This is a genomic window from Nonomuraea pusilla (assembly GCF_900109355.1).
GTDB lineage: Bacteria > Actinomycetota > Actinomycetes > Streptosporangiales > Streptosporangiaceae > Nonomuraea > Nonomuraea pusilla.
The window spans coordinates 113205-140119 of sequence record NZ_FOBF01000001.1; the positions used below are offsets into that span (position 1 = coordinate 113205).

Genomic DNA, 26915 nt, shown 5'->3' on the forward strand with positions numbered 1-26915 from the left:
TTACGGAGCGGTCACGGTTCCGTCGCTTGCGTGCATCTTCTGCAAGATCATGCTCGATTTTCTCTAGTTGCATTCATAAATGCGCGCTATCTTCCAGTCACTGCACAGACCCGACAGATGGGGACGACATGACAGGTAAGACGTGGGCGCTGGTGTGCGCCGGTGCGCTCGTGGCAGGACTCGCGGGATGCTCCTCGTCTGGCGGGGGCGATTCCGACGGCAAGGTGACGCTGACCTACGCGTACTGGGACGAGAAGAACCAGGGCGCGGCGATGAAGAAGATCATCGAGGAGTTCACCAGGACCCACCCCTCCATCGAGGTCAAGCTCCAGTTCACCCCCAACAAGGAGTACTGGACCAAGCTGCAGACGGCCGCCGCCGGCGGCAGCGCGCCCGACGTGTTCTGGATGAACGGTCCCCGCATCGGCCTGTACGCCTCACAAGGCGCGCTCATGCCGATCTCCGACCAGATCGCTCAGGACAAGGTCGACATGGGCAAGTTCCCCAAGTCGCTCGTCGACCTCTACACGATCGACGGCAAGCAGTACGGCATCCCCAAGGACTTCGACACGATCGGCCTCTGGTACAACAAGGCCCTGTTCGACGCCGCCAAGGTCGCCTACCCCGACGCCTCCTGGACCTGGGACGACGTCCGCGCCGCCGCCAAGAAGCTGACCGACCCCGGCAAGGGCGTGTACGGCATCGGCGCGATGGCCTGGCCGCAGGAGGTGTACTACAACACCATCTTCCAGGCGGGCGGCTACGTCGTCTCCGACGACAAGAAGAAGTCCGGTTACGACGACCCCGCCACGATCGAGGGGCTGAAGTTCTGGAAGGAGTTCCTCGACCAGAAGCTGTCGCCGTCGATCCAGCAGATGACCGACAACGACCCCATCGAGATGTTCAAGAGCGGCAAGCTCGCGATGTGGTACGACGGCTCGTACGACGCCCCGCAGTACGCCAAGACCGAGGGGCTCGCCGCCGACGTCGCGCCGCTGCCCGCCGGGCCGAAGGGCAAGGCCACCGTCATCCACGGCCTGGCCAACGTCGTGTACGCCAAGACCAAGCACCCCAAGGAGGCGTGGGAGTTCCTCAAGTTCCTCGGCTCCGAGCAGGCCAACAAGATCCAGGCCGAGAGCGGCGCGGTGATCCCCGCCTACGAGGGCCTGCAGGAGACCTGGGTGAAGTCGATGCCGAACGTCCACCTGCAGGCGTTCATCGACCAGCTCCCCGACGCCAAGCCGTATCCGGTGTCGAAGAACACCGCGGGCTGGTCCGCCGCCGAGACCGACGCCATCACCAAGGCGTTCTCCGACGGGCAGGACGTCGAGACGGTCGCCAAGCAGTTCGCGGCGACCATGAACGCGGCCCTGTCGCAGGAGAAGTGAGCTCAGGGCAGATGAGCACGGTCGAGAGGGCGGCCCCCGCACGGGCGGCCGCCCACCCCGCCACCCGCCGCAGGCTGCGCGACCGCGAGTGGGTCTGGGGCTACGCGATGATCGCGCCGCTGGTGCTCGGGCTCGGCGTCTTCTACCTGTGGCCGGTCGTCCAGTCCGTCTACTACAGCTTCACCGAGTGGACGCTGTTCGGCGACTCGTCGTGGGTGGGGCTGAGCAACTACGAGAAGCTGTTCACCGACGCGGCCTACGGCAAGGCGCTGCGCAACACCTTCCTGTACGGCGGCCTGAGCCTGCTGGGCATCCCGATCTCCATCGCCGTGGCGGCCCTGCTCAACACCAAGGGGCTCAAGCTGGTGTCGTTCTACCGGACGCTGTACTTCCTCCCGGTGGTCACGATGCCGACGGCCGTCGCCATGATCTGGACCTGGCTCTACAACGGCGACTACGGCCTGATCAACTACGCGCTCTCCCTCGTCGGGATCGAGGGCACGTCCTGGATCGCGAACCCGTCCACCGCCCTGTACGCCCTCGTCCTCGTCGGCGTCTGGACGCAGATCGGCTACAACGCCGTCATCTTCATGGCCGGCCTCCAGTCGATCCCGAGCCACCTGTACGAGGCCGCCTCCATCGACGGCGCCGGACGCGTCAGGCAGTTCTTCAAGGTCACGCTGCCGCTGCTGTCGCCGAGCGTCTTCTTCGTCTCGGTGCTCAGCGTGATCAACGGCCTGCAGATGTTCGACCTCGTCTACCTCATGTTCCGCAAGGGCAACCCGGCGCGCGAGGACACCCAGACCGTGGTGTCGCTGTTCTTCTCCCGCGCCTTCGAGGAGGGCGCCAAGGGGTACGCCGCCGCCATGGCGGTGGTGCTCATGCTCATCACGCTGCTGCTGACCGTCGTCCAGTTCCGCATGCAGAAGAGGTGGGTGCACTATGCGTAGCGGCCGGCTGTGGCCCGTCCACCTGCTGCTCGCCGTCGGCGCGGCGGCGATGGTGATGCCGTTCTTCTGGCAGGTGCTCACCTCGCTGAAGACGTTCACCGAGGCGACCAGGACGCCGCCCGTGTGGATCCCGTCGTTCGAGTGGTCCAACTTCGCCAAGGTGCTGGCGGAGGGGCCGTTCCTGCAGCAGTTCGGCAACACGGTCGTGATGACCGTCGGGCGGACCCTGGCCCAGCTGCTGTTCTGCTCGCTCGCCGCGTACGCGTTCGCCCGGCTGCGCTTCCCCGGCAGGAACGTCATCTTCATCGCGCTGCTGTCGGTGCTGATGGTGCCGGGCCAGTTGTTCCTCATCCCGCAGTACCAGATCGTCCAGGGGCTCGGCTGGCTCAACACCCTGCCGGGACTGATCGCGCCCGGCATGTTCAGCGCGTTCGGCACCTTCATGATGCGGCAGTTCTTCATGACGCTGCCGGCGGAGGTGGAGGAGGCCGCGAGGCTCGACGGCGCGAACCCGCTGCGGATCTTCTGGAGCGTGATGCTCCCGCTCGCCAGGCCAGGACTGCTCGCGCTCGGGGTGCTCACCGTACTGTGGTCGTGGAACGACCTCATGTGGCCCCTCATCGTCAACACCGATCCCGAGCAGATGCCGCTCTCGGCGGGCCTGTCGGCCCTGCAGGGCGAGCACATGACCGAGTACCCCGTGCTCATGGCCGGGTCGCTGATGGCCAGCGCGCCCATCATCGTGGTGTTCATCGTCATGCAGAAGCAGCTGATCCAGGGCATCGCGTTCACCGGATCGAAGTGAAAGGACAGTAGTGGAAGACCTGCGTATCGGCGTCATCGGCATCGGGCTGCGCAGCAGCCTCGCCCTCGCCGCGCACCGGCCGGGCAGGGGCTCCGTGGTCACGGCCCTGTGCGACATCGACCCGGTGGCGCTCAAGCAGCAGGCCGCCGTGTTCGACGCGCGGATCCTCACCGAGGACTACCGCGAGCTGCTGCGCCGCGACGACGTCGACGCGGTGATCGTGATGACTCCCGACGACACCCACGAGCGCATCGCGATCGACTGCCTGCGGGCCGGCAAGCCCGTCTACCTGGAGAAGCCGCTCGCGATCACGGTGGAGGGCTGCGACGCGATCCTGCGCGCCGCCCGCGACACCGGCACCAGGCTGTACGTCGGGCACAACATGCGGCACATGGGCGTCGTCCGGCTGATGCGCGACATCATCCAGAAGGGCGTCATCGGCGAGCCGAAGACCGTGTGGGTGCGCCACTTCGTCGCGTACGGCGGCGACTACTACTTCAAGGACTGGCACGCCGACCGCACCCGCACCACCGGCCTGCTGCTGCAGAAGGCCGCGCACGACCTCGACGTGATCCACTGGCTGGCCGGGGGCTACACGACCAGGGTCAACGCGTTCGGCGACCTCATGGTCTACGGCGACCTGCCGCGCCGCGCGCCCGAGACGCCCCGGCCCGACGGGTGGCTGAAGGAGTTCGACTGGCCGCCGACGGCGCGGCGCGACCTGCACCACGTCATCGACGTCGAGGACGTGTCGGTCATGAACATGCGCCTGGACAACGGGGTCATCGCCGCCTACCAGCAGTGCCACTTCAGCCCCGACTACGTGCGCAACTACACGGTCATCGGCACCGAGGGCCGGCTGGAGAACTTCGGCGACGGGCCCGGCGACACGGTGAAGGTGTGGAACACCGGACCCACCGGCTACCGCGACGACTGCGACATCGCCTACCGGGTGCCGCAGGCGACCGGGTCGCACGGCGGCGCCGACGCGCAGATCATCGGCGAGTTCTGCCGGTTCGTCCGGGAGGGCGGCGTCACCGACACCTCGCCGGTGGCCGCCAGGATGAGCGTGGCCGCCGGCTACATGGCCACGATGTCGCTGCGCGACGGCGGCGCCCCGTACGACGTGCCGGCTCTCGACCCCGGCCTGACCGCGTACTTCGACGCCGGCCAGCCCTGACCGGGAACCCGGCGCGGCTCTCTTCCTGAGAGGCGCCGTGCCGGGCGCGGGGTGCGCCCGGCACGGCGTCACAGGTGCGGCGTCACAGGCGCGGCGTCACAGGCACGGCGTCAGGGGCGGCGCGTCACTGGTTCGGGTCGCGGGTGCCGTGCGGCTCGCGGTCCAGTTCGCGGTCCATCTCGGGGAACGGCGACGGCGACGGCGTGGCCTGCGTGATCTGGCGCGGGCCGCGCGGGCTCTCGGCCTCCTGCGCGTCGGCCACGGCCTCCGCCGCCGCCTCCGACGCCTTGGCGACCTCCTCGTCCATCATGGCGCTCTCCGGCGTCTCCTCGCGGGTGGCCGCCGAGCGGGGCAGCGCCTCCGTGAACGCCTTCGACACGCCCTGCAGCGCCGACGTCACCTCGCTCGGGATGACCCAGAACGTGTTGCCCTGGCCCTGGGCGAGCTGCGGCAGGACCTGGAGGTACTGGTAGGCGAGCAGCTTCGGGTCGGGGTCGTTGCGGTGCACCGCCTGGAAGACCTGGTCGATGGCCCGCGACTGGCCCTCGGCCTCCAGGATCGCGGCGGTGCGCTGGCCCTCGGCGCGCAGGATGCGGCTCTGCTTGTCGCCCTCGGCGGTGAGGATCTGCGACTGGCGCTGGCCCTCGGCGGTGAGGATCGCGGCCCGCTTGTCACGCTCGGCCCGCATCTGCTTCTCCATCGCGTCCTTGATGGTCTTGGGCGGGTCGATGGCCTTGATCTCGACGCGGTTGACGCGGATGCCCCACTTGCCGGTGGCCTCGTCGAGGACGCCGCGCAGCTGGCTGTTGATCGTGTCGCGCGAGGTCAGCGTCTTCTCGAGGTCCATGGAGCCGACGACGTTGCGCAGCGTGGTGACGGTGAGCTGTTCGACCGCCTGGATGTAGTTGGCGATCTCGTACGCCGCCGCCCGAGGGTCGGTCACCTGGAAGTAGAGCACGGTGTCGATCTCGACGACGAGGTTGTCCTCGGTGATGACGGGCTGCGGCCGGAACGAGACCACCTGCTCGCGAAGGTCGATCATCGGGTAGACGCGGTCGATGTACGGGATGACGAAGTTGAGTCCGGGCTTCAGCGTCCGGTGGTAGCGGCCGAGCCGCTCCACGTTGCGCGCTCTGGCCTGCGGGACGATGCGCACGGCCTTGAGCACGGTGAAGACCGCGAAGAGTATGACGAGCAGTCCGACTATCAAAACCGGATCCATGGTCACTCCCGGGGATACACGAGGGCGGTCGCCCCCTCGATCTCGATGATGTCGACGGTCGCCCCCGTGGGAATCACCAGGCTCTCGTCGTAGGCGCGCGCGGACCACTCCTCGCCGCCGATGCGTACCCGCCCGTCGCGCCCCGTCACCTCGGAGACGACGTAGCCGGACTTGCCGACCAGGGCCTCCACGCCGAACCGCTGGAGCTGGGGCTGCCTGATGTGGCGCATCGCGATCGGCCGTACGACGAGCAGTCCGGCGGCGGACGCGATCGCGAAGACGACGAGCTGCACGGGCACGGGCAGCCCGACGGCGGCGGTCAGGGCGGTCAGGAGGGCGGCGACGCCCAGGACGCCGAGCGAGGCCGTGACGGTGAAGAGCTCAGCCACGCCCAGGACGACTGCGAGGATTATCCAGATGACCCATTCATCCATGCTCCGGCCCTCCTGAGGGGGACAACGGGCCTAATCCACGACTGGTTCCCCCTTCTCTACCGTAATCCCCGCATTCCGGTTAAGGCACCGGCGAAGAGCCGTCAAGGGCGCTCCCTGAACGCCATTCGTCCCACGGCAGCCGCCAGAAACCCCAGCCGTTGTCATCTGTGTATTCGCGACCGGTCGCGGTGATGGTTACGGGGTCACCGCGCAGCGATTTGGCATCGATCCGGGCACGGCCGACCGTGAACGCGAGCGTCATGTCGTCGGCGCCGTACACGCCGGGGGCGGCGCGCACCCCGGCCAGGTGGGCGGTGAACGTGACCTGCTGCCGCGGCTGCCAGAACGTCCTGGTGCGGTAGACGACGCGGGTGTCGCCGACCCAGCGCCACGCGCCCTCGACCGGCCCGGCCGACCTGACCTCCAGCGCCCGCTCGACCGCCGCCCGGTAGCGGACGGGCGCGTCGAAGTCGACGACGATCGGCATGCCGACGCCGACCGTCTCGCCGGGCAGCGGGGCGACGGCCGCGACGCGCAGCGGCCGGGACGCGGGCCTGGTGCGGAACCGCCCGGACGCCACCGTGACCGGGCCGGTGGCCGTGGCGGCCGTGGCGGTCACGGTGTACTCGGCGCCCGGCTTCAACGTCCAGTCGGAGCGCCAGGTGGTGCGGGCGGCGTCGAACCGCCCGCGGACGCGCTGCCCCTCGACGTAGGCGAGGACCTTGGTGAGCCTGCCGCCCTCGGCGGTGACCCTGAGGCCGCGGTCGGGGCGCGCCCGCCTGGCGTCGAACGCCGGTTGGACGCGCACCACGGCGGGCGTGGCCGGGGCCGCCGCCGTCTCCGCGGCGCACGCCCCGGCGCCGGCCGGGAGAAGGGCGAGAACGATCGCCATGGCGGGCCGCATGGCAGACTCCTGCGTTCCGAAGGGCTCAGAGGGAGAGGGAGCACCCAGGGTAGCGAGGAGTGAGCACGCAAGCACACCGAGTGGCCTACACGACGGTGCCCGACACCTCTCCCAGAGTCAGGCCCGCCGCGGTGGCGCGGAGCGTCACCGTGTCGCCGTCCTGCAGGAACGCCCTGGTCTGGCCGTCGGCCAGCTTGATCGGGTCGGTGCCGTTCCAGGTCAGCTCGATCAGGGAGCCGCGCTGCTCCCGCTCCGGCCCGGAGATCGTGCCGCTCGCGAACAGGTCGCCGGTGCGCAGCGACGCGCCGTTCACCGTCATGTGGGCGAGCATCTGGTCGGGCGTCCAGTACATCGACGAGTACGGCGGCCTGGACACCAGCTCGCCGTTCAGCCAGACCTCCACCTGGATGTCGAGGCCCCAGTCGCCGTGCCTGCGCAGGTAGTCGAGCGGCTCGGGGTCCTGGGCGCGGCCCGGGATCCTGGGCAGCGCCTCCAGCGGGGTGACCCACGGCGAGATCGACGTGGCGAACGACTTGCCGAGGAACGGGCCGAGCGGCACGTACTCCCACGCCTGGATGTCGCGGGCGCTCCAGTCGTTGAGCAGCGTCACGCCGAAGACGTGCTCCTCCAGCGGCCCGGCCGGGAAGCCGTGCCGGGACGGCACGCCCACGACGAAGCCCAGCTCCGCCTCGATGTCGAGCTTCTGGCACGGGCCGAACTCCCCGGCCCGCAGCTGCCCCTGGGGCCGCCTGACGGGCGTGCCCGACACGACGACGGTGCCCGCCCTGCCGTGGTAGCCGATGGGCAGGTGCAGCCAGTTGGCCGGCAGCGGCTCGGAGTTCGGGCGGAAGATCTTGCCGACGTTGCTCGCGTGGTCGAGCGAGCAGTAGAAGTCGACGTAGTCGGCCACCTCGAAGGGCAGGTGCAGCCGCACCTGGTCGAGCGGCACGAGGTGCTGCTCGGTGACGCTCAGGTCCTCGGTCAGCTTGGTCTGGACGAGCCTCCTGGTGTCGCTCCAGGCGGCCCGGCCCCGCGCCATGAACGGGTTGAGCGAGGGGGCGGCGAAGACCTCGTCGTGCAGGGCGGCGGCCAGGTCGAGCACGCTGTCGCCGTACCGCACGCCCACTCTGGGCGCCTCGCCGCCGCGCGAGAACACCCCGTAGGGCAGGTTGTCCACTCCCCAGCTCACAGATCCTCCTCGATCAGCCCGAGCGTCCGCAGGTCCTCCAGCGGCGTGTGGGTGTTGCACGACCCGTAGCTCACCATGATCCGTCTGGCCCGCTCGGCGGTCTCCTCGGGCACGGCCTTCGCCATGCGCACCACGTGGCCGACGTCCGTCATGCGCAGCACCGCCAGCGGGTCGCGGCCCTCGACCGCCTCGCAGACGGCCACCAGCAGGTTGAGGAAGCCGTGCCGGTCCACGCTGAGCGACGGGTCGAAGTGGCGCACCGCGTGGTGCAGGCCGGCGGTGGCCTTGAACGGGATGCGCTGGGCCACGCAGAACTTGATGAACGCGGCCAGGTGCTCGGCGGGCGGGAAGTCGGAGGGCTCCGCGCCGCCGCAGCGGATCTTCAGCCCCACCCCTTCCGGCACGCCGGCCACGGATTTGCGCGGCGGCACCTCCACGAACAGCCGCACCCGCTCGGGCAGGTCGAGCCGCGAGGTGAAGGTGCTGACCGGCCGGTCGTCGGGCATGCGCACCTCGACGAAGTCCACGGGCAGGTCGCCGAAGGGCGGGATCTCGGGCGTGTCGACGATCAGGCCGATCCGGTCCGGGCGCAGCGACGCCTCACGCAGCCGGTCGAGCCTGCTCGCCGGGCACAGGAACCGGTGGGTGAGCACCGGGTTGCCCTGTTCCGCGTCGCGCCGGTGCCGGGCCAGCGCCTGGTCCATGTGCAGGGACGTCGGCGGGAACAGGCCCGCGTCGTCCACCAGGTCGGTGTAGAGGGCGCCGACGCGCACCTTCGCCTGGCCGGTCATCGCGCCCACGTCCAGGCGTAGCCGGGATCCTCGCAGGACAGCGCGCCCTGGCCGAGGTCGAGCGGGCGGAACGTGTCGACCATGACCGCCATCTCGCTGGTGGTCGTGACGCCCCGCCCCATGGCGTCGATCACGGCCTCGACGGCGCCGGGCTGCGGGCCGTGGGTGAAGCCCGCCGGGTGCAGCGACACCGAGCCGACGTCGATGCCGGAGCCCCTGCGCGCCGAGTAGTCGCCGCCGACGTAGAACATGAACTCGTCGGAGTCGACGTTGTGGTGGTTGTAGGGGATCGGGATCGCCTCGGGGTGGTAGTCGAGCGGGCGCGGGCAGAACGAGCACACGACGAAGCCGGGGCCCTCGAACGTCTGGTGCACGGGCGGCGGCGCGTGCGTCTTCTTCACGATCGGCTCGAAGTCGTCGATGTTGAAGGCGTACGGGTACAGGCAGCCGTCCCAGCCGACGACGTCGAACGGGTGGTGGCGGTAGACCAGCCTGGTCAGCCCGCCCCTCGTGCGGACCAGCACCGGCACCTCCTCGCCCTCGGCGAGCAGCGGCTCCGACGGGCCGCGCAGGTCGCGCTCGCAGTACGGCGCGTGCTCCAGGAACTGGCCGTACTGCGACAGGTAGCGCCTGGGCGGCCTGATGTGGCCGGACGCCTCGATGGCCAGCACGTTCACCTGGCCCTGCGGCACCCAGCGGTGGATCGTTCCCGTCGGCACGACGACGTAGTCGCCCTCGCCCGCCTCGATGGCGCCGTAGGTGGACTCGAAGCGGACGCGGCCGCGCTGCACGTATACGCACTCGTCGCCCATCGAGTTGCGGTACAGCTCGCTGGGCCGGTCGCTGGTGGCGTACGACAGGCGGACGTCGTTGTTGCCCGCCAGCAGGACGCGCCCGTTCACCAGGTCGCCCGCGCTGGTGAGGTCCTGGGTGCGGAAGTGGCGGGGCGACAGCGGCAGGTTGGGGGTCAGCCGTGTCTCGGTGACCGGGGTGACGGCCTCGGCCTTGACGATGGCGGTGGGCAGGTGACGGTGGTAGAGGAGCGAGGAGTCGGACGAGAAGCCCTCCTCACCCATCAGCTCCTCGGCGTAGAGACCGCCGTCCGGCCGCCTGTACTGCACGTGCCGCTTGCGCGGCACCTCTCCCACGACCCGGTAGTACGGCATCCGCCCCTCCATGATGTCCGCTTATCGGACGGAAGTGTCCTTTATGTGTGAACTACCGTCCGCCATCGGCCAGGAGATGTCAACCCAGCGCGGACGCCAGCTCGGCCGCGGCCTTCACCACGCGCGGCCCCACCGACTCGGCCAGCGTCCCGAACGTCACCACCCCCACGGACGCCTCAAGCCACGGCAGCCCGACGACGGGCGCGGCGACTCCCCGCGCCCCCTCCTGCAACTGCCCCTCCGACAGGAGATAGTCGCCGCGCCCCTCGCGCAGGGCCAGGATCGCCCGCCCCGCCGCGCCTTTCGCCAGCGGATGGCGCGAGCCCTCCCGGTAGGCGACGTGCATGTCGGTCCAGGACGGTTCCATCACGGCGACCGCCAGGCCCTCGCCGCCCTCGGCGACGGTGAGGTGGGCGGTGGCCCCGACGTCCTCGGCCAGGCGGCGCAGGACGGGCAGGGCGGCGGCGCGCAGCAGCGGCTGCACGGCCTGCGCCAGCACGAGGACGCCGAAGCCCAGGTGGAGGCGCCCCTCGGAGTCCCTGCGGACGAAGCCTTCTGCGAGCAGCGTGGTCAGCAGCCGGTAGACGACCGGGCGGCTGAGCCCGAGCTCGGCGCTCAGCTCGGTGGGCGTCCGGCCGCCCTTTCCGTCGGCGAGCAGCCTGAGCAGGCGGAGCCCGCGTTCGAGGGTCTGAGCTGATTCAGCGGCCATGGAAACGATTATCTAGTGACTGAGAGCAGCGAAGGGGGTACGTAACGGTCAAGAAGCGTCGGGGGGTAAAAATGCGGCAAAAGTGGGTGATACTGCTTGCCGGGTTGACCATGTGCGCGTTGGCGCCCGCTCTGCCACGAGCGACGTCCGAGATTACCTACTTGGCGGGCGAGACCCCGCTCGTACCCGAGGACGACCTCCTCGTCGAGGACACCTTTTACCTCACCGAGGGCATCGAGGCGAGCGAGAACCTCCTCCCTTTGCACAAGGGCGTGACGTTCCAGGCCGGGTACCTCGCCGCGGGCGTCAGCGTGGACGCGGCGGGCAGGCTCACCGGGGCGCCGCAGCGCTCGGGCACGTACGCGGCCCCGGTGCGCGTGTGCTCGGGCCAGTTGTGCGAGGAGGAGCACGTCCGCCTCATCGTGCTCCAGAACGTCCCCTGGGAGCCCCGGCAGCTCACCTTCTTCGGCAGACCTGGCACGCCGCTCGACGGCGAGATCGGCGTCGAGGGCGGGCCGGGCGGAGTGCTCCCCACCTTCACCGTCACCGACCACGCCAAGGTGCCGAAGGGCGTGGCCGTCGGCCCCGACGGGCACGTCGGCGGCGTCCCCGAGGCCGCGGGGATCTCCGAGATCCCGGTGCGCGTCTGCGTGGCGGGCAACTGCGCGGGCGTCGTCGTCCGGCTGATCGTCGTCTGAGTCTTGCGGCAAGCCGGGCATTCCGGTCACGGTGGACTCATGGCATCGGTCATCGTGGTCGGAGCGGGCATCTGGGGGTCGTCACTGGCGCTGCGGCTGGCCGAGTCCGGCCGGCGCGTGACACTGGTCGAGCAGCACAGGCCGGGCCACGTCCGGCAGTCCAGCTCGGGTGAGACACGGCTGCTGCGCTGCGCCCACGGCGCGGACGAGTGGTACAGCCGCCTCGCCTGGCAGGCGCGCGACGAGTGGCGGCGGCTCGGCGAGCGGGCCGGCGAGCCGCTGTACCTGGAGTCCGGGCTGCTCTGGTTCGCCGGGACGCCGGGCGGCTGGGAGCAGGCCAGCGCCGGCACGCTGAAGAACCTCGGCATCCCTTGCGAGGTGCTGGACCCGGCCGACGGCGCCAGGTTCTTCCCCGACTACCGCGGCGACGACCTCAGCTTCCTGCTCTGGGAGCCGCACGCCGGCGTCATCAGGGCCAGGCGCGCCACCGAGGTCACGGCGCGGCTCGCCGAGGACGCGGGCGTCCGGCTGGTCACCGGCAGGGCGACGCCCGTCACGGGGGAGGAGGGGGCGTACCTGCCGGCCGTCGAGGTGGACGGCGAGACGCTGACCGCCGACCAGGTGGTGTGGGCGTGCGGAGCCTGGCTGCCCGCGCTGTTCGACGTCCCGATCACCGTGACCAAGCAGGACACCCTCCACTTCGCCGTGCCGCCCGCCTGGTCGGTGCCGGAGACGCCCGCCTGGGTGGACCACGGCGCCGCCGCGTACGGGCACGGCGACGTGGACGGCGTCGGCATGAAGGCCACCTCCGACGCCGAAGGCGGCCCCTACGAGCCCGAGCACGGCTCGCGCACCGTGGACCCGTCCAGCGTGGACCTCGCCAGGGGCTACCTGCGGCGCAGGTTCCCCTCGCTGGCCGCCGCGCCGCTGGTGTTCACCCAGGTCTGCCAGTACGCGCTCACCCCCGACGCCGAATGGGTCGTCGCCGAGGCGTCGCCGGGCGTCTGGCTGCTCGGCGGCGACTCCGGCCACGGGTTCAAGCACGCGCCCGCCTTCGCCGCGTACGTGGCGGGCGTGCTCGACGGGGCGTACCCGCCGGAGCCGCGCTTCGGGCTGCACCCGCGCACCCCGGCGCGCGGCCTGCGGACGAGCGGCGAGGCGCGCTGACGGCGCGGCCCCGTCAGCTCGCGGCAGGCACGGCCGGGTCGGGCTCGGGGGCGCGCAGGCTGCGCACGCCGGGGGAGAGGAGCGCGGCCGTCGTGGTCGCCACCACGATCGCCGAGCAGCAGAGCAGGGCGGCCTGCGTGCCGATCAGGTGCGCCACGGGCCCGGCCAGCATCAGGCCGATCGGGCCGAACATGAGCGAGCCGAGCGCGTCGTAGGAGGCGACCCGCGACAGCGACTCCGGCGGGACCTCCCGCTGCATCGTGGTCGCCCACAGCACCCCGAAGACGTCGAAGCAGACGCCCATGAGGAACGCCCCGGCCACGGTCAGCCACAGCGGCGCGCCGGAGCCGAGCAGCGCGTACGGCAGGGCCGTGGGGAAGCACAGCAGCACGCCCAGCAGGATCGGCCTCCTCGGCCGCAGCCGCAGCGACAGCACCACCCCGGCCAGGGTGCCCACGGCCTCGCCCGCGAGGAACGCCGACCAGGCGGGCGCCCCGCCGAGGCTCTCCTTCGCCCACAGCGGGCCGAGCACGCCGTGCCCCGCCTGCATGGCCATGACCAGCACCGAGAACTGCGCGACCACCACCCAGATCCACTGGCGGGAGCTGAACTCGCGCCAGCCGTCGCGCAGGTCGGCCAGCACGGACCCACCGGCCTCGCGGGCCGCCTCCGCCCCGGAGCCGGCGCCCTCGCCGCCCGCCCGCGCCGGGCGCAGCCCGGCCACCAGGACGGCCGCCACGGCGAACATCAGCCCGCTCACCGCGAGCGCCCAGCCGCCGCCGAACAGCACGACGACGCCGCCGCTCATGACGGCGCCGGCCACGCGCGAGGTGTTGGCCCCGAGCCCCAGCAGCGCGTTGCCCGACTGGAGCCGTTCCGGGGGCACGACCTCCGGGATGATGCCGGTCAGGGCGGGGTACAGCGCGGCCGTGGCGATGCCGGAGACGGCGGCGGCCGTGGCCAGGGCGGGCAGCGGCGTCCAGCCGGTGAGCAGCATGGCGGCGAGCGCGAAGTAGGACAGCGCGTTGATCGACTCGCCGGCCGTCATGACCAGGTGGCGCGGGAACCGGTCCGCGATGACGCCGCCCACCAGCAGGAACACCACGAGCGGCAGCGACTGCGCGGTCAGCACCACCGACAGGGTGGAGGCGTCGGCGCCGGGCAGGGCGAGGACGCCGAAGGCCAGGGCGACGGGTGCGAACGCGGTGCCGAGGACGGAGATCGTCCTGGCGGACATGAGCAGCGCGAAGCGCCGATCCCGGAGCAGCCCGAGATCGCCGACGAAACCGTGCACCAGATGACCCCCTCGACCAGCCGCCCCATTCTCCCGTTCATCGGCGTCCGTGTCGTCCGAATTTTCGGGGGTGTACGGGGAGCGGAGGTCGTCCCGACTCGGGCGGCTACGGGGCGTGGAATTCCGCGTGAAGAATGTCGCGATCTCATTGAACGTAATTGATCGTCCGGATATTGTGCCAGATGGCCACGATCATCACTTTGGAGTAAAGGCGCCATGCGACTGCGGAAGCTTCTCGTCATCGGACTCGCCCTCTCCTTACTCGGCGTCGGAGTCCCGGCCTGGTCGGAGGACGACCCGCGGAGCTGCAACGACCTGCTGTCCGCCGACACCCCCGCCTACGTCGTCTGCAAGTGGATGGCCACCCCGGAGGAGGCGTACGACATCGCGAGGTTCTGGCTCGACAACGACGGCCAGAACATGCGCGACTCGGGCCCCATGGGCGAGGTCGTGGTCGACTGCTCCGAGGCGGGCAACGAGTGCGCCACCGACTCCGAGGGCGACGGCGAGATGCACGACGTCGGCGGCCCCGACGTGGACGGCACCGAGGACGGCGGCACCCCCGAGTGCCAGAACGGCGAGAAGTGCTACGTCGACCCCGACGCCGTCTCGCAGGCCGAGAGGACCGCCGCGCGGGAGACGACCGCGGGCAAGGCCACCCAGACGTCCGCCCAGACCGGCATGCGCACCTGGATCGACACCGAGCTGGCCGACGACTACAAGGCGGGCCACCTCGCCGAGGCCGCCAAGAAGATCGCGGCCCTGGCCGTGCAGCAGGGCGTCGTCGGCATCAGGTTCACCTCGCAGCTCGGCTTCAACCAGACGTTCACCGCCGCCGAAGACGTGGACAAGTTCCTCGCCGAGGCCACCGCCGAACTGCGCAGGCTGGCCCCCGGCAAGAAGCTCGCCGCCCACACCGTGGTGCCCGTGCTGGCCTGCGGCGCCAACGACGCCTGCAAGGCCGAGATGACCAAGAAGTACCCGCTGCTCGCCCCCGAGCGCGTCGGCGCCTGGCTCTCCAAGGGCCTGCTCGACCAGCTCACCCTCGACAGCGGCCTGCTGGCCTCCGGCTACTCCACCTGGAAGATCGACGCCGCCGAGGCGCAGCGCAACCAGTGGATCCAGGTGCGCGCCCGCGCCTGGGACGCCTACGCCCAGATCGCCGCCGAGGACGCCGGCTTCTCCGCCGCCCCCGGCTCGCCCTCCTTCACCGCCGAGCAGGCCGCCCAGGCGATCACCGACCGCGTCGCCACGCCCCTCAGGGACGACGCCGCCGAGACCGTCACCCTGTGGACCCGCTGGGTGGATGACCAGGGGCAGGTCCACCGCGCGTTCGGCGAGAAGTGGGCCGCCAACGCCACCTGGGACCAGCTGAAGAAGCTCGGCTCGGTCCGGGAGCGGCTGGCCACCGTCTACGACCCGGCCAACCCCGAGGTGGACAGCGCCACCGACCTGAAGAACCTCGCCGAGGTCTTCGGCCAGGTCTACCTGCGCGCCTAGCCGGGCCGCCGAATCGGCCCGCGGCTCTTCAGCGGGCGCCGTTCCCCAGGTAGGCCAGTGCCGAGACCACGGCCGCCTGCACGCCGGTGTCCAGGGTGGGCTGGACGACCGGGGCGAAGGCGGCGTTGTGGTTGGTGGGGACGTCGGTGGCGATCGTGCCCTTCGCGGCCGCCCGCGCGTACAGGGCGGGGTCCGTGCCGCCGAAGCCCCAGTACGTGAACGGCACGCCGAGCGCCTTCGGTATCTCGCTGAAGTCCTCGCTGGCGGTCTGGATCCCGAGCTCCCTCGCCCGTTCGCCGAAGAAGGCGGAGAAGGACGTGGCGACCCTCCGCGTGGTCTCCTCGTCATTGATCGTGGGGGGAAGGGTGCCGAAATGGTCGATGTCGGGGGGTTGGGGGGCACCTGAGGCGGCGCACTCGGCGTGGGCGATGCGGACGATGGCGTCCTTGACGCGCTGCCGCACCTCCTCCTGGTAGGTGCGCACGTTCAGCTGGATCTCGGCCGTCTCCGGGATGTTGTTGGGGTTGGCGCCGGAGTGGATGCTGCCCACCGTGAGCACGACCGGCGTGAGCGGGCTGACCTCGCGGGAGACGACCGTCTGCAGGCGGACCACGAGCATCGAGGCCATCACCACCGGGTCGACGCCCCGGTCGGGGGACGAGCCGTGGGCCGAGCGGCCGTGCACGGTGATGCGGTAGTTGTCGGTGGCCGACAGCGCGGGCCCCGGCCGGGTGAGCACCTGGCCCGCCGGATAGGGCAGCACGTGCTGGGCCAGGCACACGTCAGGCTTCGGGATGCGGTCCGCCAGCCCGTCGGCGATCATGGCGCGGGCGCCTTCTCCGGACTCTTCCGCCGGCTGGAACAGCGCGATGTGGGTGCCCTTCCAGGCGGCTCTGGCCTGCGCCATCAGCCGGGCCGCGCCCAGCAGCGCCGTGACGTGGACGTCGTGCCCGCAGGCGTGCATGACGGGCCGGCCGTCGCCGTCGACGGCCGTGCTCGCGTAGGGCAGGCCGGTGCGCTCCTCGATCGGCAGGGCGTCCATGTCGGCGCGGAACAGCACGCACGGGCCGTCGCCGTTGGACAGCACGCCCACCACGCCGGTGCCGCCGATCCGGTCCGACACGTCGTAACCGTACGCCCGCAGCCGTTCGGCCGCGCGGGCCGCGGTGCGTGTCTCCTGGTGCCCGAGCTCGGGGTGGGCGTGCAGGTCACGGTAGAACGCCTCCAGGTCGGACCTGATGCCGTCAAGCCCGGCCAGCACGGTATCGACGGACAGTCGCGCGGACATGGGCTGCTCCCCTCGGCCTCACCCGCAGATGCTTTCCGGATATGACTCCGGAGTACTCCAAATGGCCGCAAATGTTCGGCCACCCCTCCGCTGGACCCGGGCCGGTCACCCGCGGCCGTCCCTAGGCTCCTGACTGTGCGGGTCGAGACGGTCACGACGGCGCTGGACCTGGTCGGGGTGTTCATCAACAGCCTGCTCGGCGGCTCGGTGGCACGCCGCCGAGAACTGGACCTGTTCGGCTACGTCGTGATCGGCGTGGTGTCCGGCCTGGGCGGCGGGCTGATCCGCGACGTGCTGCTGCAGCACGGGCCGCCGCTCGCGCTGACCAACCCCCTCTACATCCCGATCGCCCTGGCCGGGGCCGGGGTGGCGTTCCTGCTGAAGTTCACCGAGCGGGAGTGGAACCGGCTCTTCTACGTGCTGGACGCGATCGCGCTCAGCGTGTGGGCCGTCGCGGGGGCGCAGCGGACGCTGGCCGCCGGGCTCGGCTGGCTCCCGGCGATCCTGCTGGGCACCATCACCGCGGTCGGCGGCGGCGCCACGCGCGACCTGCTGGTGCAGCGCGTCCCGGCCGTGTTCGGGGGCAACGGCCTGTACGCGTCGGTCGCGGCCCTGGTCGCGGGCCTGCAAGTGATCTGCTCCGCGCTCGGCGTGCCCGTGGTGGTGGCCACGCCCGTGGCGGTCGTCGCGGGCACGGCGCTGCGGCTGGTCGCCTACCGGCGAGGGTGGGAACTGCCCGGCGGCATGGAATGGGAGGCGCGTGACGTCCTCGGCAAGGCCGTCCACCCGCCGCGCCCCCGCCGCGATCGACGCCGCGGGCGGGGCGGTGAACGGCGGGGTGACCGGCAGGGTGAACGGCACGGTGAACGGCGGGGTGACCGGCGCGGTGACCGGCGTCGCGACGAGGGCGACTGAGCGGGGACGTCCCCGGGGTCAGCGGCCGAGGAAGGCGGCGAACTCGCTCACGTCGATCAGGCCGTCGCCGTCCCTGTCCAGTTTGCGCACGCCCTCCTGGGCGGCGTCCAGGGTGATCGGCTGTCCCAGCACCTCCATCAGCCGTACCAGCTCGGTGGCCGAGATGCGGCCGTCGTTGTCGGCGTCGATCAGGTCGAAGGTGACTGCGTAGTCGTTCATCGGGGGAACCCTTCCCTGGAGATCCGTATCAGCGTCAGACCTTAGTGGCGACTTCCCGCAACGCGTCGAGGAATGCCATGACTTGTCACGACTGGGCGATTGTCAGCCTGCTGTGGTGTCCGCCGTCACCTTCTTCTCCTCGCCCGAGGGCAGCTTGATGAAGGCGTGGGCGGTGATCGGGGTGTTCATACCGAAGATCATGTCGGTGTACAGGGGCGGCATGGTGGCGTCGTAGCTGACGCAGTCGGCGGGGTGGCAGAGCCTGGCCTCCCTGGAGGCGATCTCGACCCTGGCCGACCAGGAGTCGGGCATCTTCAGCCTGGCCCAGTTCGTACCGCATGTCTTGGAATACCAGTTCTCCAGGTACGCCTTGCCGTATCTGGTGGTGATCTCCTTCATGCTGCCGATGACGGCGTTCGCGGGGTCCCAGCAGCCCCACATGCGCGGGGACTTGCCGCGGCAGTCGTAGCCCAAGGTCGTGCCGCCGCAGGCCTGCGTCGGCATCGGGTCCCTGCCCGAGGGGTAGGTCGCGGCGGGAGTGGCCCGAGCGGAGGGGATGGAGCCGGGACGGGGCTGCAGCACCATCAGCGCCACTGCCCACGTCAGTGCCGACGACACGATCGCCACGATCACCGGCACACCCCAGGCCCGCGGCCATCTCCGCCCCGACGCCTCTTCCTGGGGATCAGTTGTCCCGGCAGGAGCGTCCGCCACGGTGGCCGTCTCCTGGACGGCGTGCCAGGCCTCACGCCACTCGGTGAGGTCGGCGACACCGCAGGCCTTGACGAAGGTCTCCACGACCTCCCATGACGGAACCTTCTTGCCACTCTCCGCCATGGAGATCGTGCTCGGCGCGTAGTGGCATTTGGCGGCCAGCGTGCGCTGGGTCAGGCCCGCCTCTCCGCGTAATGTGCGCAGCCGGTCGGCGAACTCGACGACGGGTCCCTCTCCTTCCAGTGGATTCGGGGTGCGCCCCACCGTTCCTCCCTCACGCTCATCCGGTGCTCACCATTGTTCGGCAACATCGATGAACATCCGGATGAGCTGGGATAACGAACGTCGATCTTCACGATCCCCGCCGAACATGGAAATGGCTCCCGCTCGCTCCGCAAACTGCTGTCATCCAGCACACCTTCTCCAGGAGCGTTCTCATGCGCATTCGCCCGATGGCCGCCTCCCTCACGCTCGCGACGGCGATCGTCACCCCGCTCGCCGCCGTGTCCCCCGCCCAGGCCACTGCCGTACCGAGCATGATCTATGTCAGCCCTGACATCGGCTGGCGCAGCTACCACTTCTACGTCACCGACAGGCAGAAGCTCCGCTTCACCTACGCGGGCCCGGGCTGGAGCGTCGACGGCGACCGGTACGCCCCCGTCGGCCCGAGGGGATACGACGCCGCCACCGACTCGCGCATCTGGCAGGGCTGCAAGTACAAGCCCGACGCGCCGTACGGCAGCTTGATGTACATGACCGGCCGCGAGGCCAAGACGCTCGGCGAGACGTGGACGGTGCGGCCCGCGGCCACCGGATGGATGAAGTTCCAGCTGCGCATCAACGACGGCGACAACTGCCTGAAGGACAACAGCGGGTACCTGAGGTTCCGCATCACCGTCATCGAGGACGGCCGTCGATCCGACGGCGGGAACGGCGGCGCGGGGCGGATGGAGCCGGGCATCAGGACCGCGACTTCTGGAGTCATGAGATGAGCCAGCAGCCGTACGGACCGCCACAGCAGTCGCATCCTCATACGCCGCCGCGTCTCGGACCGGTCATCCGGCTGGCCGTCGTGGTCGACCTCGCCATCGCGGTGAGCTCCGTACTGGACCTGGTGAGCGTCACGCAGTGGCAGGCGTTGCGCGGCGATGTCGAGGAACTCACCACCGGCGAGGCGACCGACCGGCTGGCGCAGCTCGGCGCGCTGGGATGGGCGACCACTCTGCTCAACTGGGGCACGATCGGCATCTGGATCGTCCTTCTGCTGCGGATGCGGGCCAACATCGAGCTGCGCACGCCCGGAAGGCTTCAGTGGAAGAAGGAGACCCTGGTCGCGGTGTTCGTCGCGCCCATCGCGCTCGAACTCGCCAGCTTCGTGCTGCCCGTTCTGTTCCTTCCGGCCACGCTGTTCGGCCTGGTGACGCACATCCTGCTGATCGTCATGGTCAACGAGATCTGGCGGCTCGGCCATCCACGGCGTCCAGGGCCGGCCTCCGTGCTCGTGATCGTGTGGGGAGTCGTCGGCATCCTCGACGAGCTGTTCTTCACGATGGCTTCGCGGTGGCTGGCGTGGGAGATGCTCGACCTGTCCTTCGACATCGAGGCGAGCGGGGATCGCGCGACGGTCGGCACGGATCTGATCCCGGTGTCCAATGCGATGTCCGTCGCATACGTCCTGGACGCGTTCTTCGGCGTGGTGGCGATCCTGATGGTCTGGCGGCTCACCGCGAAGCACGACGAGGGCCTGCGCACCCCCTGAAACCACGCCCGGCCGGGGTACCCTCCTCTGACCCTTTGACGGTTCCTTTGCGGGTATTTGTCCGGGGCTTGGGGGTAGCTCCGGGGTCATGCGACTGACGTACACCTCGGACGTGTGGTGGAAGAACGCCGTCGTCTACTGCCTCGACGTGGAGACCTTCAAGGACGGCAACGACGACGGCATCGGCGACTTCCGCGGCCTCACGCAGCAGATCGACTACCTGGCCGGGCTCGGGGTGACCTGCCTCTGGCTCATGCCGTTCTACCCCACCCCCAACCGCGACGACGGCTACGACGTCACCGACTTCTACGCCATCGACCCCAGGCTCGGGACGCTGGGCGACTTCGTCGAGTTCATGCGCACGGCCCACGACCGCGGCCTGCGCGTGATCGCCGATCTGGTCGTCAACCACACCTCCGACCAGCACCCCTGGTTCAAGGAGGCCAGGCGGAGCAAGGACTCCCCCCTCCGGGACTGGTACGTCTGGTCCGACACCCCCGAGCCCGACGACCCGAAGCAGGTGGTGTTCCCCGACAAGGAGAACAGCATCTGGGAGTACGACGAGGGCAGCGGCCAGTACTACCTGCACAGCTTCTACCGGCACCAGCCCGACCTGAACGTCGGCAACCCGGAGGTCAGGGACGAGATCACCCGGATCCTCGGCTTCTGGATGGAGCTCGGCCTGTCGGGCTTCCGGGTGGACGCGGTGCCGTTCCTCATCGAGAACGTCAACCCGAAGCTGGCGAACCCGCACGAGTTCCTGGCGGACCTGCGGGCGTTCATGACGCGGCGCAAGGGCGGCTCGATCCTGCTGGGCGAGGTGAACGTGCCGTACCCGGACCTGATGCGGTACTTCGGCAAGGGCCTCGGCGACCAGCTCACCATGTGCTTCGACTTCATCGGCATGCAGCACGCCTGGCTGTCGATGGCGCGCGGCGAGGCCGAGCCGCTGGGCCAGGCGTTACGCGAGCGGCCGAAGCCGCCGCAGGACTGCCAGTGGGCGATGTTCCTGCGCAACCACGACGAGCTGACGCTCGACAAGCTGAGTGAGGAGGAACGCCAGGAGATCTTCGAGGCGTTCGGCCCGCGCGAGGACATGCAGATCTTCGGCCGCGGCCTGCGCCGCAGGCTGCCCACCATGCTGGGCGGCGACCTGCGGCGCATCAAGATGGCCTACAGCCTGCTGTTCTCGCTGCCCGGCACCCCGGTGATCTTCTACGGGGAGGAGATCGGGATGGGCGAGAACCTGGAGGAGGAGGGCAGGCTCGCGGTGCGCATCCCGATGCAGTGGTCGGAGGACGGCGGCTTCACGCAGGGGAACCGGCCGGTGCGGGAGATCCCCGAGGGCTCCTTCGCCCCCGACCGGGTGAACGTGGCCGACCAGAAGCGCGACACCGACTCGCTGCTGCGCTGGTTCCAGCTCCTCATCGAGCGCTACCGGGAGTGCCCCGAGCTGGCGTGGGGCGAGTACACGGTGCTGGAGACGGGCCATCCCGCGGTGATGGCGCACCGCTGCGACGCCGACGGGGCGTCGGTGGTGGTGGCGCACAACCTCTGTGACACCGCCGTGGACGTGGAGCTGAAGCTGCCGGGGCTGGAGTCGTACCGGCTCACCGATCTCCTGGTGGACGGCACGGTGAAGGTGTCGCCCGAGGGCGGGGTGCGGCTGCCGCTCGACCCGCACGGCTGCCGCTGGCTGCGCGCCGCCCCTCCTGAGGTGCCGCCGGAGGACGCGTCCGTGAAGTCCCAGTGAGGACCGGCCGGCCTCCCGCCGGGGGCGGGCGTCATGGCGTGGGAGCAGGCCGGTGGCCAGGTCGTCGTCGATGCGCCGCTTCAGCGCCGCCCTGGCGTCATTCCTGAGGCCGCGCAGCAGCTCCTCCCCCTCAGCGGAGTCGGAGCCGCAGTTCACGGCCGCGCAGATGACGAGGCAGCCCGCGGGGCGGCCGCGCTTCGCCGCGTACGGCCCGCTCATGGCCTTCGGCCCCTCGTACGTGAGCGGGCTGGGCGAGGAGGGCGTCAAGGCGATGCCGGCGGGCGAGCCCCCGCGCGGCACGGTCCGCCAGATCGAGCTCGACCTGCGCGTGGACGTGAGGGACCTGCTGCCGCGCATCACCGCGCCCACGCTGGTGGTGGGCGCGACGCGCGACCACCTGGTCCCGGTCGAGCACGCCCGCGCCCTGCACGCGGCGATCCCCGGCAGCGAGTACGCCGAGCTGGACAGCGGCCACGTCGTCCTGCACGAGCGTCCCGAGGAGGTCGTGACCCTGATCCGACACTTCATCGACGGTGAACAGTGCGGCGAATCGTAATCGGCGAGTAATTTGTCCTGGTTACTCTCCAGGCACATGCAGACCAACAGACTCGTCCTGCCCGGGGCCGTCGCGCTGACCGCGCTGGCCCTGGTCGCGCCCTCCGCGCAGGCGGCGGCCGGTGAGAAGACCGTCACCGTCACCGTCATGGGCACGTCGGACCTCCACAGCAACGTGCTCAACTGGGACTACTTCAAGGACGCCGCCTACGCCGACAAGGCCGGCAACAAGGTCGGCCTGGCCCAGGTGTCGTCCCTGGTCGACAAGATCCGTGCCGAGCGGGGCGCGGACCACACGCTGCTGTTCGACTCCGGCGACACCATCCAGGGCACCCCGCTGGCGTACTACTACGCCAAGGTCGAGCCGATCACCACGACCGGCGACACCCACCCCATGGCCAAGGCCATGAACGCCATCGGGTACGACGCGGTGACCCTCGGCAACCACGAGTTCAACTACGGTCTGCCCCTGCTGGCCACCTGGGTGCGGCAGATGAAGGCCCCGGTGCTCGGCGCCAACGCCGTGTACGAGCGCAGCGGCCTGCCCGCGTACAAGCCGTTCGTCATCAAGACGATGAATGTGGCCGGCGAGAAGCCGATCAAGGTGGGCGTGCTCGGCCTGACCAACCCCGGCGTCGCCATCTGGGACAAGGCCAACGTCGAGGGCAGGCTCCGCTTCACCGACCTCGTCGAGTCGGCCAAGAAGTGGGTGCCCGTCATCCGCGGCCTCGGCGCCGACGTGGTCGTCGTGACCGCGCACGCCGGCGACAGCGGCCTGTCGTCGTACGGCGGCGACCTGCCGGTGGAGAACGCCTCCGCCATGGTCGCCGAGCAGGTGCCCGGCGTGGACGCGGTGCTGTTCGGGCACGCCCACAACGAGGTGGCGCAGCGCTTCGTCACCAACAAGGTCACCGGCCGGCAGGTGCTGCTGACCGAGCCGGGCAAGTGGGGCCAGCGCCTGTCCGTCATGGACTTCCAGCTCACCAAGCGGCAGGGCCGCTGGACCGTGACAGGCAAGTCCTCCACGACGCTCAACACCAACACGGTCCAGGAGGACCCGAAGATCGTCGAGCTGCTGAAGCCGCAGCACGACACCACCGTGGGCTACGTCAACAAGGTCGTCGCCAAGTCGTCGCAGGAGCTGTCGGCCGCCGAGTCGCCGTACAAGGACACGCCGATCCTCGACTACATCCAGAAGGTGCAGACCGAGACGGTCAAGCAGGCGCTGCCCGGCAACACCCTGCCGGTGCTGTCGATCGCCGCGCCGTTCAGCCGCACCGCCGTCTTCCCCGCGGGCGACGTCCGCGTGCGCGACGTGGCCGGCCTGTACGTCTACGACAACACGCTGCTGGCGATCAAGATGACCGGCGCGCAGATCAAGGACTACCTGGAGCACTCCGCCAGGTACTTCAACCAGCTCGCCCCCGGTGACCCCGTGGACGTCTCCAAGCTGACCAACGCCGGCAACACGCCCGACTACAACTACGACCAGCTCTCCGGCGTCTCGTACGACATCGACGTGGCCAAGCCGGCCGGGCAGCGCATCGCCGGCCTGACGTACGAGGGCGCGCCGATCCCGGCCGACAAGGAGTTCGTCGTCGCCATCAACAACTACCGCCAGTCGGGCGGCGGCGGCTTCCCGCACGTCACCACCGCGCCCGTGCTCTACAACGCCCAGGTGGAGATCCGCCAGGCCCTGATCGAGTACGCCACGGCGCAGGGCACGATCGACCCGGCCGACTTCGCCGCCTCCAACTGGAAGCTGACCCGCGACGGCCGGCCGCTGTTCTAGGCAGCGTCCTAGGCGCTGCCGCCCAGCTCCTCGAACAGGGTGAGCTGCAGCCCGGCAGGCCCTTCCAGGCGGGAGTTGAGCGAGTTCCACGGGGTCCGAGTGGGCTCCGCGACCACCTCGGCTCCCGCCTCGGCCAGCCGCGCCGTGCCGGCCGCCGCGTCGTCCACCTCGAAGGCGACCCTGATGTGACCGGCCACCCTGCGGCCCACCTCGACCTCGTCGATGTAGGCCGCGTGGGGCGGGTCGGCGATCTCCAGGGTCGCCCTGCCCGCCTCCAGGATGGTCACCCGGCCGCCCTCCGAGGCGAACGCGGCGCGCTCGGGCAGGCCCAGCACGTCCCGGTAGAAGGTCAGGGCCTGCTCGTAGTCCTCGGCCGTCACGACCAGCCGCAGCTCGCGTACCGTCATGATCGGAACAGTACATTCCTCACAGGTACGACGGTCCGGTCACCCGGTGCCTGAACGTCCACCACACCCACGCCTGCGACCCCACCAGCAGCGGGATCAGCGCCAGCACCACCGGCGCGAGCGTCGCCGCCGCCGTGCCCGGCACGGGGCTGAGCCTGAGCCCGGCCAGCAGGCCCACCGCGACCAGCGCCGACGCGGTCAGCGCGTACGTGCGCACCTCGCCCGAGCCGCCCGACAGCACCGCTGCCCGGCGCCGCAGCCCGCCGCGCAGCCGCAGCGCGGCGAAGCTCAGCCCGTGCGTGCCGAACAGCGCCGTCACGGCCAGCGCGGGCAGCAGCCCGAGCGGGCCCTCGATGCCGAGCAGGACGTGGCCGAGCAGCACGCCCCAGCTCAGCGCCAGGCCCCAGCTCCCCGCCACGGTCACGGCGTCGCAGCCGAGCCGCCAGCGCGCGCCCGGCAGCCTGCCGCGCAGCCACAGCCCCATGTCGCGGGCCACCCACGACACGAGCAGCGCCACGATCATCGCGTAGTTGCCGGCCAGCAGCCCGCCCTCCGCCGACGGGAAGAGCCCCGCCAGCACGCCCGCGGCCGCGACCAGCCACACCTCGTTGCCGAGGAAGAACGGCGCGATCGCGGCGATCACCTCGCGCCGCTCCTCGGACGAGCGCCCCAGGTACGGCAGCAGCATGCCCACGCCGATGTCGGCCCCGCCGAGCACCAGGTAGCCGAGGGTGAAGAAGGCCAGGATGAACAGCTCCACGTCGGCTCCTTCAGAACGCCGGGACGGGGACGGGGACGTCGGCGGGCCGGTCGGCGCCCAGCGCCGCGCCCTCGGGGCCGCGCCGCGCCGCCCTGGCCAGCAGCCAGTAGTTCACGCCGATCAGCACCGCGAACACGCCGGTGAAAGCCGTGAGCGACAGCGCCATCTGCCCGGACGTGACCGGTGACATCGCCTCCGCCGTGGTCAGCCGCCCGTACACGGCCCAGGGCTGGCGGCCCATCTCCCGGAAGATCCACCCGGCGAGCACCGCGGCGAACGGCACCGGGATCATCAGGGTCAGGCACCAGTGCCAGAGCCGGAACCCCCGCACGGCCGGACGTATCACCATGAGCAGGAAGCTGGCCGCCGCGACCGCCAGCATCAGGACGAACAGCAGGATCATCGCCAGCCCGGCCCCGCGCACCACCTCCACGGGCGGCAGGTGGTCGCCGGGCCCGTGCACGGCGGCGAGCTGGGCCTGCGCCTCGGCCAGCCGGTCGGCGTCGCCCGCCCAGGCCGCGATCTTGGGCAGCTGCATGGTCTCGAAGCCCATGCCGCCGGACGCCGCGGTGAACAGCAGCGCGGGCAGCGCCACCCCGACGCCGACGCGCAGCGACTTGCGGAACAGGTCCTGCTCGGGCGTGCGCCTGCGCAGGTGGAACGCGCTCACCCCGGCCATGAAGAACCCGCCGGTCACCAGCGCCGCCCCGAGGACGTGCCAGAACGCCACCCGGGCGGGCGGGTTGGCGACCAGCGCGCCGAGGTCGGCCAGGTGCAGCGCGCCGCCGCTCTCGGTGAAGCCGACCGGGTTCTGCAGGAAGCCGTTCGCCACCAGGATCCAGAACGCCGACGCGTACGCCGTCAGCGTGACGACCCAGATCAGCGCCAGGTGCGCCCAGCGGTTCAGCCGGTCCCAGCCGAAGATCCACAGGCCGAGGAACGTCGACTCCAGGAAGAACGCCACCAGCGTCTCGATCGCCAGCGACGCGCCGAACACGTCGCCCGCGTACTCCGTCAGCCCGCTCCACGACAGGCCGAGCTGGAACTCCATGACCAGGCCGGTGACGATGCCCATGGCGTAGTTGATGACGTACAGCTGGCCCCAGAAGCGGGTCATCCGGAGGTGCACGGGGTTGCGGGAGAACGTCGCCCGCGTCTGGACGACGGCGACGAGCGTCGCCAGGCCGAGCGTCAGCGTCACGAACAGGAAGTGCGCGCCCGCGGTGAGCGCGAACTGCAGCCGAGCCAGGTCCACGGTTTCCATTCCGCCGAGCATGGCGGCACGGTCCGCCCCGCCGCGTCCTGCCCCGGAGGGCATCGCCCGTACGACTTCGGGCCCCATGCGGGGCCCGGCGT

At 70.6% G+C, this 26915-nt stretch carries 27 protein-coding genes; 13 read left to right on the forward strand and 14 right to left on the reverse strand.

The features are described from left to right. Nucleotides 1–128 precede the first annotated feature (128 nt). Genes BMX74_RS00470 through BMX74_RS00485 form a run of 4 tightly spaced genes read left to right on the forward strand, consistent with a single transcriptional unit; the run spans nucleotide 129 to nucleotide 4323 of the window. The gene (locus BMX74_RS00470) at nucleotides 129–1388 is read left to right on the forward strand and encodes an ABC transporter substrate-binding protein (RefSeq protein ID WP_055507731.1); all 1260 of its coding nucleotides are present in this window, start codon (nucleotides 129–131) and stop codon (nucleotides 1386–1388) included. An 11-nt stretch (nucleotides 1389–1399) separates the two neighbouring features. Next, entirely contained in the window at nucleotides 1400–2338 is a 939-nt protein-coding gene (locus BMX74_RS00475) for a carbohydrate ABC transporter permease (RefSeq protein ID WP_055507733.1), read from the forward strand. Beyond that, entirely contained in the window at nucleotides 2331–3143 is an 813-nt protein-coding gene (locus BMX74_RS00480) for a carbohydrate ABC transporter permease (protein WP_055507735.1), read from the forward strand. Before BMX74_RS00475 ends, BMX74_RS00480 begins: the two co-directional genes overlap by 8 nt. 10 nt (nucleotides 3144–3153) lie before the next feature. Continuing rightward, nucleotides 3154–4323 (forward strand): Gfo/Idh/MocA family protein, encoded by a 1170-nt coding sequence (locus BMX74_RS00485; protein ID WP_091097442.1) that lies wholly within the window; start codon nucleotides 3154–3156, stop codon nucleotides 4321–4323. A 124-nt stretch (nucleotides 4324–4447) separates the two neighbouring features. Here BMX74_RS00485 and BMX74_RS00490 read toward each other — a convergent pair whose 3' ends face one another. The 7 genes from BMX74_RS00490 to BMX74_RS00520 all read right to left on the reverse strand — a co-directional run bounded on the left by BMX74_RS00490 (nucleotide 4448) and on the right by BMX74_RS00520 (nucleotide 10738). Then, nucleotides 4448–5545 carry an SPFH domain-containing protein gene (locus BMX74_RS00490; RefSeq protein WP_055507739.1) on the reverse strand — a complete coding sequence of 366 codons (1098 nt, stop codon included), beginning with the start codon at nucleotides 5543–5545 and terminating at the stop codon, nucleotides 4448–4450. 2 nt (nucleotides 5546–5547) lie between these two features. Then, nucleotides 5548–5979 (reverse strand): NfeD family protein, encoded by a 432-nt coding sequence (locus tag BMX74_RS00495; RefSeq protein ID WP_055507742.1) that lies wholly within the window; start codon nucleotides 5977–5979, stop codon nucleotides 5548–5550. A 79-nt stretch (nucleotides 5980–6058) separates the two neighbouring features. Next, nucleotides 6059–6883, reverse strand: a complete 825-nt coding sequence (locus BMX74_RS00500) for an Ig-like domain-containing protein (protein ID WP_091097444.1) — start codon at nucleotides 6881–6883, stop codon at nucleotides 6059–6061. 85 nt (nucleotides 6884–6968) lie between these two features. After that, nucleotides 6969–8072, reverse strand: a complete 1104-nt coding sequence (gene fahA / locus BMX74_RS00505) for a fumarylacetoacetase (protein WP_055507746.1) — start codon at nucleotides 8070–8072, stop codon at nucleotides 6969–6971. Beyond that, the gene (locus tag BMX74_RS00510; protein ID WP_055508575.1) at nucleotides 8069–8863 is read right to left on the reverse strand and encodes a hypothetical protein; all 795 of its coding nucleotides are present in this window, start codon (nucleotides 8861–8863) and stop codon (nucleotides 8069–8071) included. Before BMX74_RS00510 ends, fahA begins: the two co-directional genes overlap by 4 nt. Further along, entirely contained in the window at nucleotides 8860–10029 is a 1170-nt protein-coding gene (locus BMX74_RS00515; protein ID WP_055507748.1) for a homogentisate 1,2-dioxygenase, read from the reverse strand. The genes BMX74_RS00510 and BMX74_RS00515 overlap by 4 nt, the downstream gene beginning before the upstream one ends. 79 nt (nucleotides 10030–10108) lie before the next feature. Further along, entirely contained in the window at nucleotides 10109–10738 is a 630-nt protein-coding gene (locus BMX74_RS00520; protein WP_055507750.1) for an IclR family transcriptional regulator, read from the reverse strand. A 161-nt stretch (nucleotides 10739–10899) separates the two neighbouring features. On the opposite strand from BMX74_RS00520, the gene BMX74_RS00525 reads away from it, so the two are divergent. Further along, nucleotides 10900–11436: a hypothetical protein gene (locus BMX74_RS00525; protein WP_091097446.1), complete on the forward strand. Its 537-nt coding sequence runs from the start codon at nucleotides 10900–10902 to the stop codon at nucleotides 11434–11436. 39 nt (nucleotides 11437–11475) lie between these two features. Then, nucleotides 11476–12603, forward strand: a complete 1128-nt coding sequence (locus BMX74_RS00530) for an NAD(P)/FAD-dependent oxidoreductase (RefSeq protein WP_091097448.1) — start codon at nucleotides 11476–11478, stop codon at nucleotides 12601–12603. A gap of 13 nt (nucleotides 12604–12616) precedes the next feature. Here BMX74_RS00530 and BMX74_RS00535 read toward each other — a convergent pair whose 3' ends face one another. Beyond that, on the reverse strand, nucleotides 12617–13897 hold the full coding sequence (locus BMX74_RS00535; protein WP_091097450.1) for an MFS transporter: 1281 nt from the start codon (nucleotides 13895–13897) through the stop codon (nucleotides 12617–12619). A 216-nt stretch (nucleotides 13898–14113) separates the two neighbouring features. Here BMX74_RS00535 and BMX74_RS00540 point away from each other — a divergent pair, with 216 nt between their 5' ends. Further along, entirely contained in the window at nucleotides 14114–15397 is a 1284-nt protein-coding gene (locus tag BMX74_RS00540) for a hypothetical protein (protein ID WP_055507756.1), read from the forward strand. Nucleotides 15398–15425: 28 nt separating this feature from the next. Here the strand turns inward: BMX74_RS00540 and BMX74_RS00545 are convergent, their stop codons facing one another. After that, on the reverse strand, nucleotides 15426–16685 hold the full coding sequence (locus tag BMX74_RS00545) for an amidohydrolase (RefSeq protein WP_091097452.1): 1260 nt from the start codon (nucleotides 16683–16685) through the stop codon (nucleotides 15426–15428). 135 nt (nucleotides 16686–16820) lie between these two features. Between BMX74_RS00545 and BMX74_RS00550 the strand changes: the two genes are divergently transcribed. After that, nucleotides 16821–17600, forward strand: coding sequence for a trimeric intracellular cation channel family protein (locus BMX74_RS00550; RefSeq protein WP_218153832.1), 780 nt, complete (start codon nucleotides 16821–16823; stop codon nucleotides 17598–17600). Between the two features lie 18 nt (nucleotides 17601–17618). Here BMX74_RS00550 and BMX74_RS00555 read toward each other — a convergent pair whose 3' ends face one another. Further along, the gene (locus BMX74_RS00555; RefSeq protein ID WP_055507760.1) at nucleotides 17619–17819 is read right to left on the reverse strand and encodes an EF-hand domain-containing protein; all 201 of its coding nucleotides are present in this window, start codon (nucleotides 17817–17819) and stop codon (nucleotides 17619–17621) included. A 102-nt stretch (nucleotides 17820–17921) separates the two neighbouring features. Further along, nucleotides 17922–18797 (reverse strand): helix-turn-helix domain-containing protein, encoded by an 876-nt coding sequence (locus BMX74_RS00560; RefSeq protein WP_091097457.1) that lies wholly within the window; start codon nucleotides 18795–18797, stop codon nucleotides 17922–17924. Between the two features lie 173 nt (nucleotides 18798–18970). On the opposite strand from BMX74_RS00560, the gene BMX74_RS00565 reads away from it, so the two are divergent. From BMX74_RS00565 to BMX74_RS00585, 5 genes are all read left to right on the forward strand, one after another. Beyond that, on the forward strand, nucleotides 18971–19525 hold the full coding sequence (locus BMX74_RS00565) for a hypothetical protein (protein ID WP_143078504.1): 555 nt from the start codon (nucleotides 18971–18973) through the stop codon (nucleotides 19523–19525). After that, nucleotides 19522–20292 (forward strand): hypothetical protein, encoded by a 771-nt coding sequence (locus BMX74_RS00570; protein WP_091097462.1) that lies wholly within the window; start codon nucleotides 19522–19524, stop codon nucleotides 20290–20292. The genes BMX74_RS00565 and BMX74_RS00570 overlap by 4 nt, the downstream gene beginning before the upstream one ends. Before the next feature lie 88 nt (nucleotides 20293–20380). Beyond that, entirely contained in the window at nucleotides 20381–22045 is a 1665-nt protein-coding gene (locus BMX74_RS00575) for an alpha-amylase family protein (protein WP_091097464.1), read from the forward strand. Between the two features lie 52 nt (nucleotides 22046–22097). Beyond that, nucleotides 22098–22601, forward strand: a complete 504-nt coding sequence (locus BMX74_RS00580; protein ID WP_256256712.1) for an alpha/beta fold hydrolase — start codon at nucleotides 22098–22100, stop codon at nucleotides 22599–22601. A 36-nt stretch (nucleotides 22602–22637) separates the two neighbouring features. After that, a complete protein-coding gene (locus tag BMX74_RS00585; protein WP_091097466.1) occupies nucleotides 22638–24392 on the forward strand; it encodes a bifunctional metallophosphatase/5'-nucleotidase in 1755 nt (584 codons plus the stop codon). An 8-nt stretch (nucleotides 24393–24400) separates the two neighbouring features. Here BMX74_RS00585 and BMX74_RS00590 read toward each other — a convergent pair whose 3' ends face one another. The 3 genes from BMX74_RS00590 to BMX74_RS00600 are packed head-to-tail and all read right to left on the reverse strand — an operon-like array spanning nucleotide 24401 to nucleotide 26823. Further along, the gene (locus BMX74_RS00590) at nucleotides 24401–24799 is read right to left on the reverse strand and encodes a VOC family protein (protein ID WP_055507772.1); all 399 of its coding nucleotides are present in this window, start codon (nucleotides 24797–24799) and stop codon (nucleotides 24401–24403) included. A gap of 19 nt (nucleotides 24800–24818) precedes the next feature. After that, nucleotides 24819–25559, reverse strand: a complete 741-nt coding sequence (locus BMX74_RS00595) for a cytochrome d ubiquinol oxidase subunit II (RefSeq protein WP_091097468.1) — start codon at nucleotides 25557–25559, stop codon at nucleotides 24819–24821. 10 nt (nucleotides 25560–25569) lie between these two features. Beyond that, nucleotides 25570–26823, reverse strand: coding sequence for a cytochrome ubiquinol oxidase subunit I (locus tag BMX74_RS00600; protein ID WP_091097471.1), 1254 nt, complete (start codon nucleotides 26821–26823; stop codon nucleotides 25570–25572). Between the last annotated feature and the right edge of the window lie 92 nt (nucleotides 26824–26915).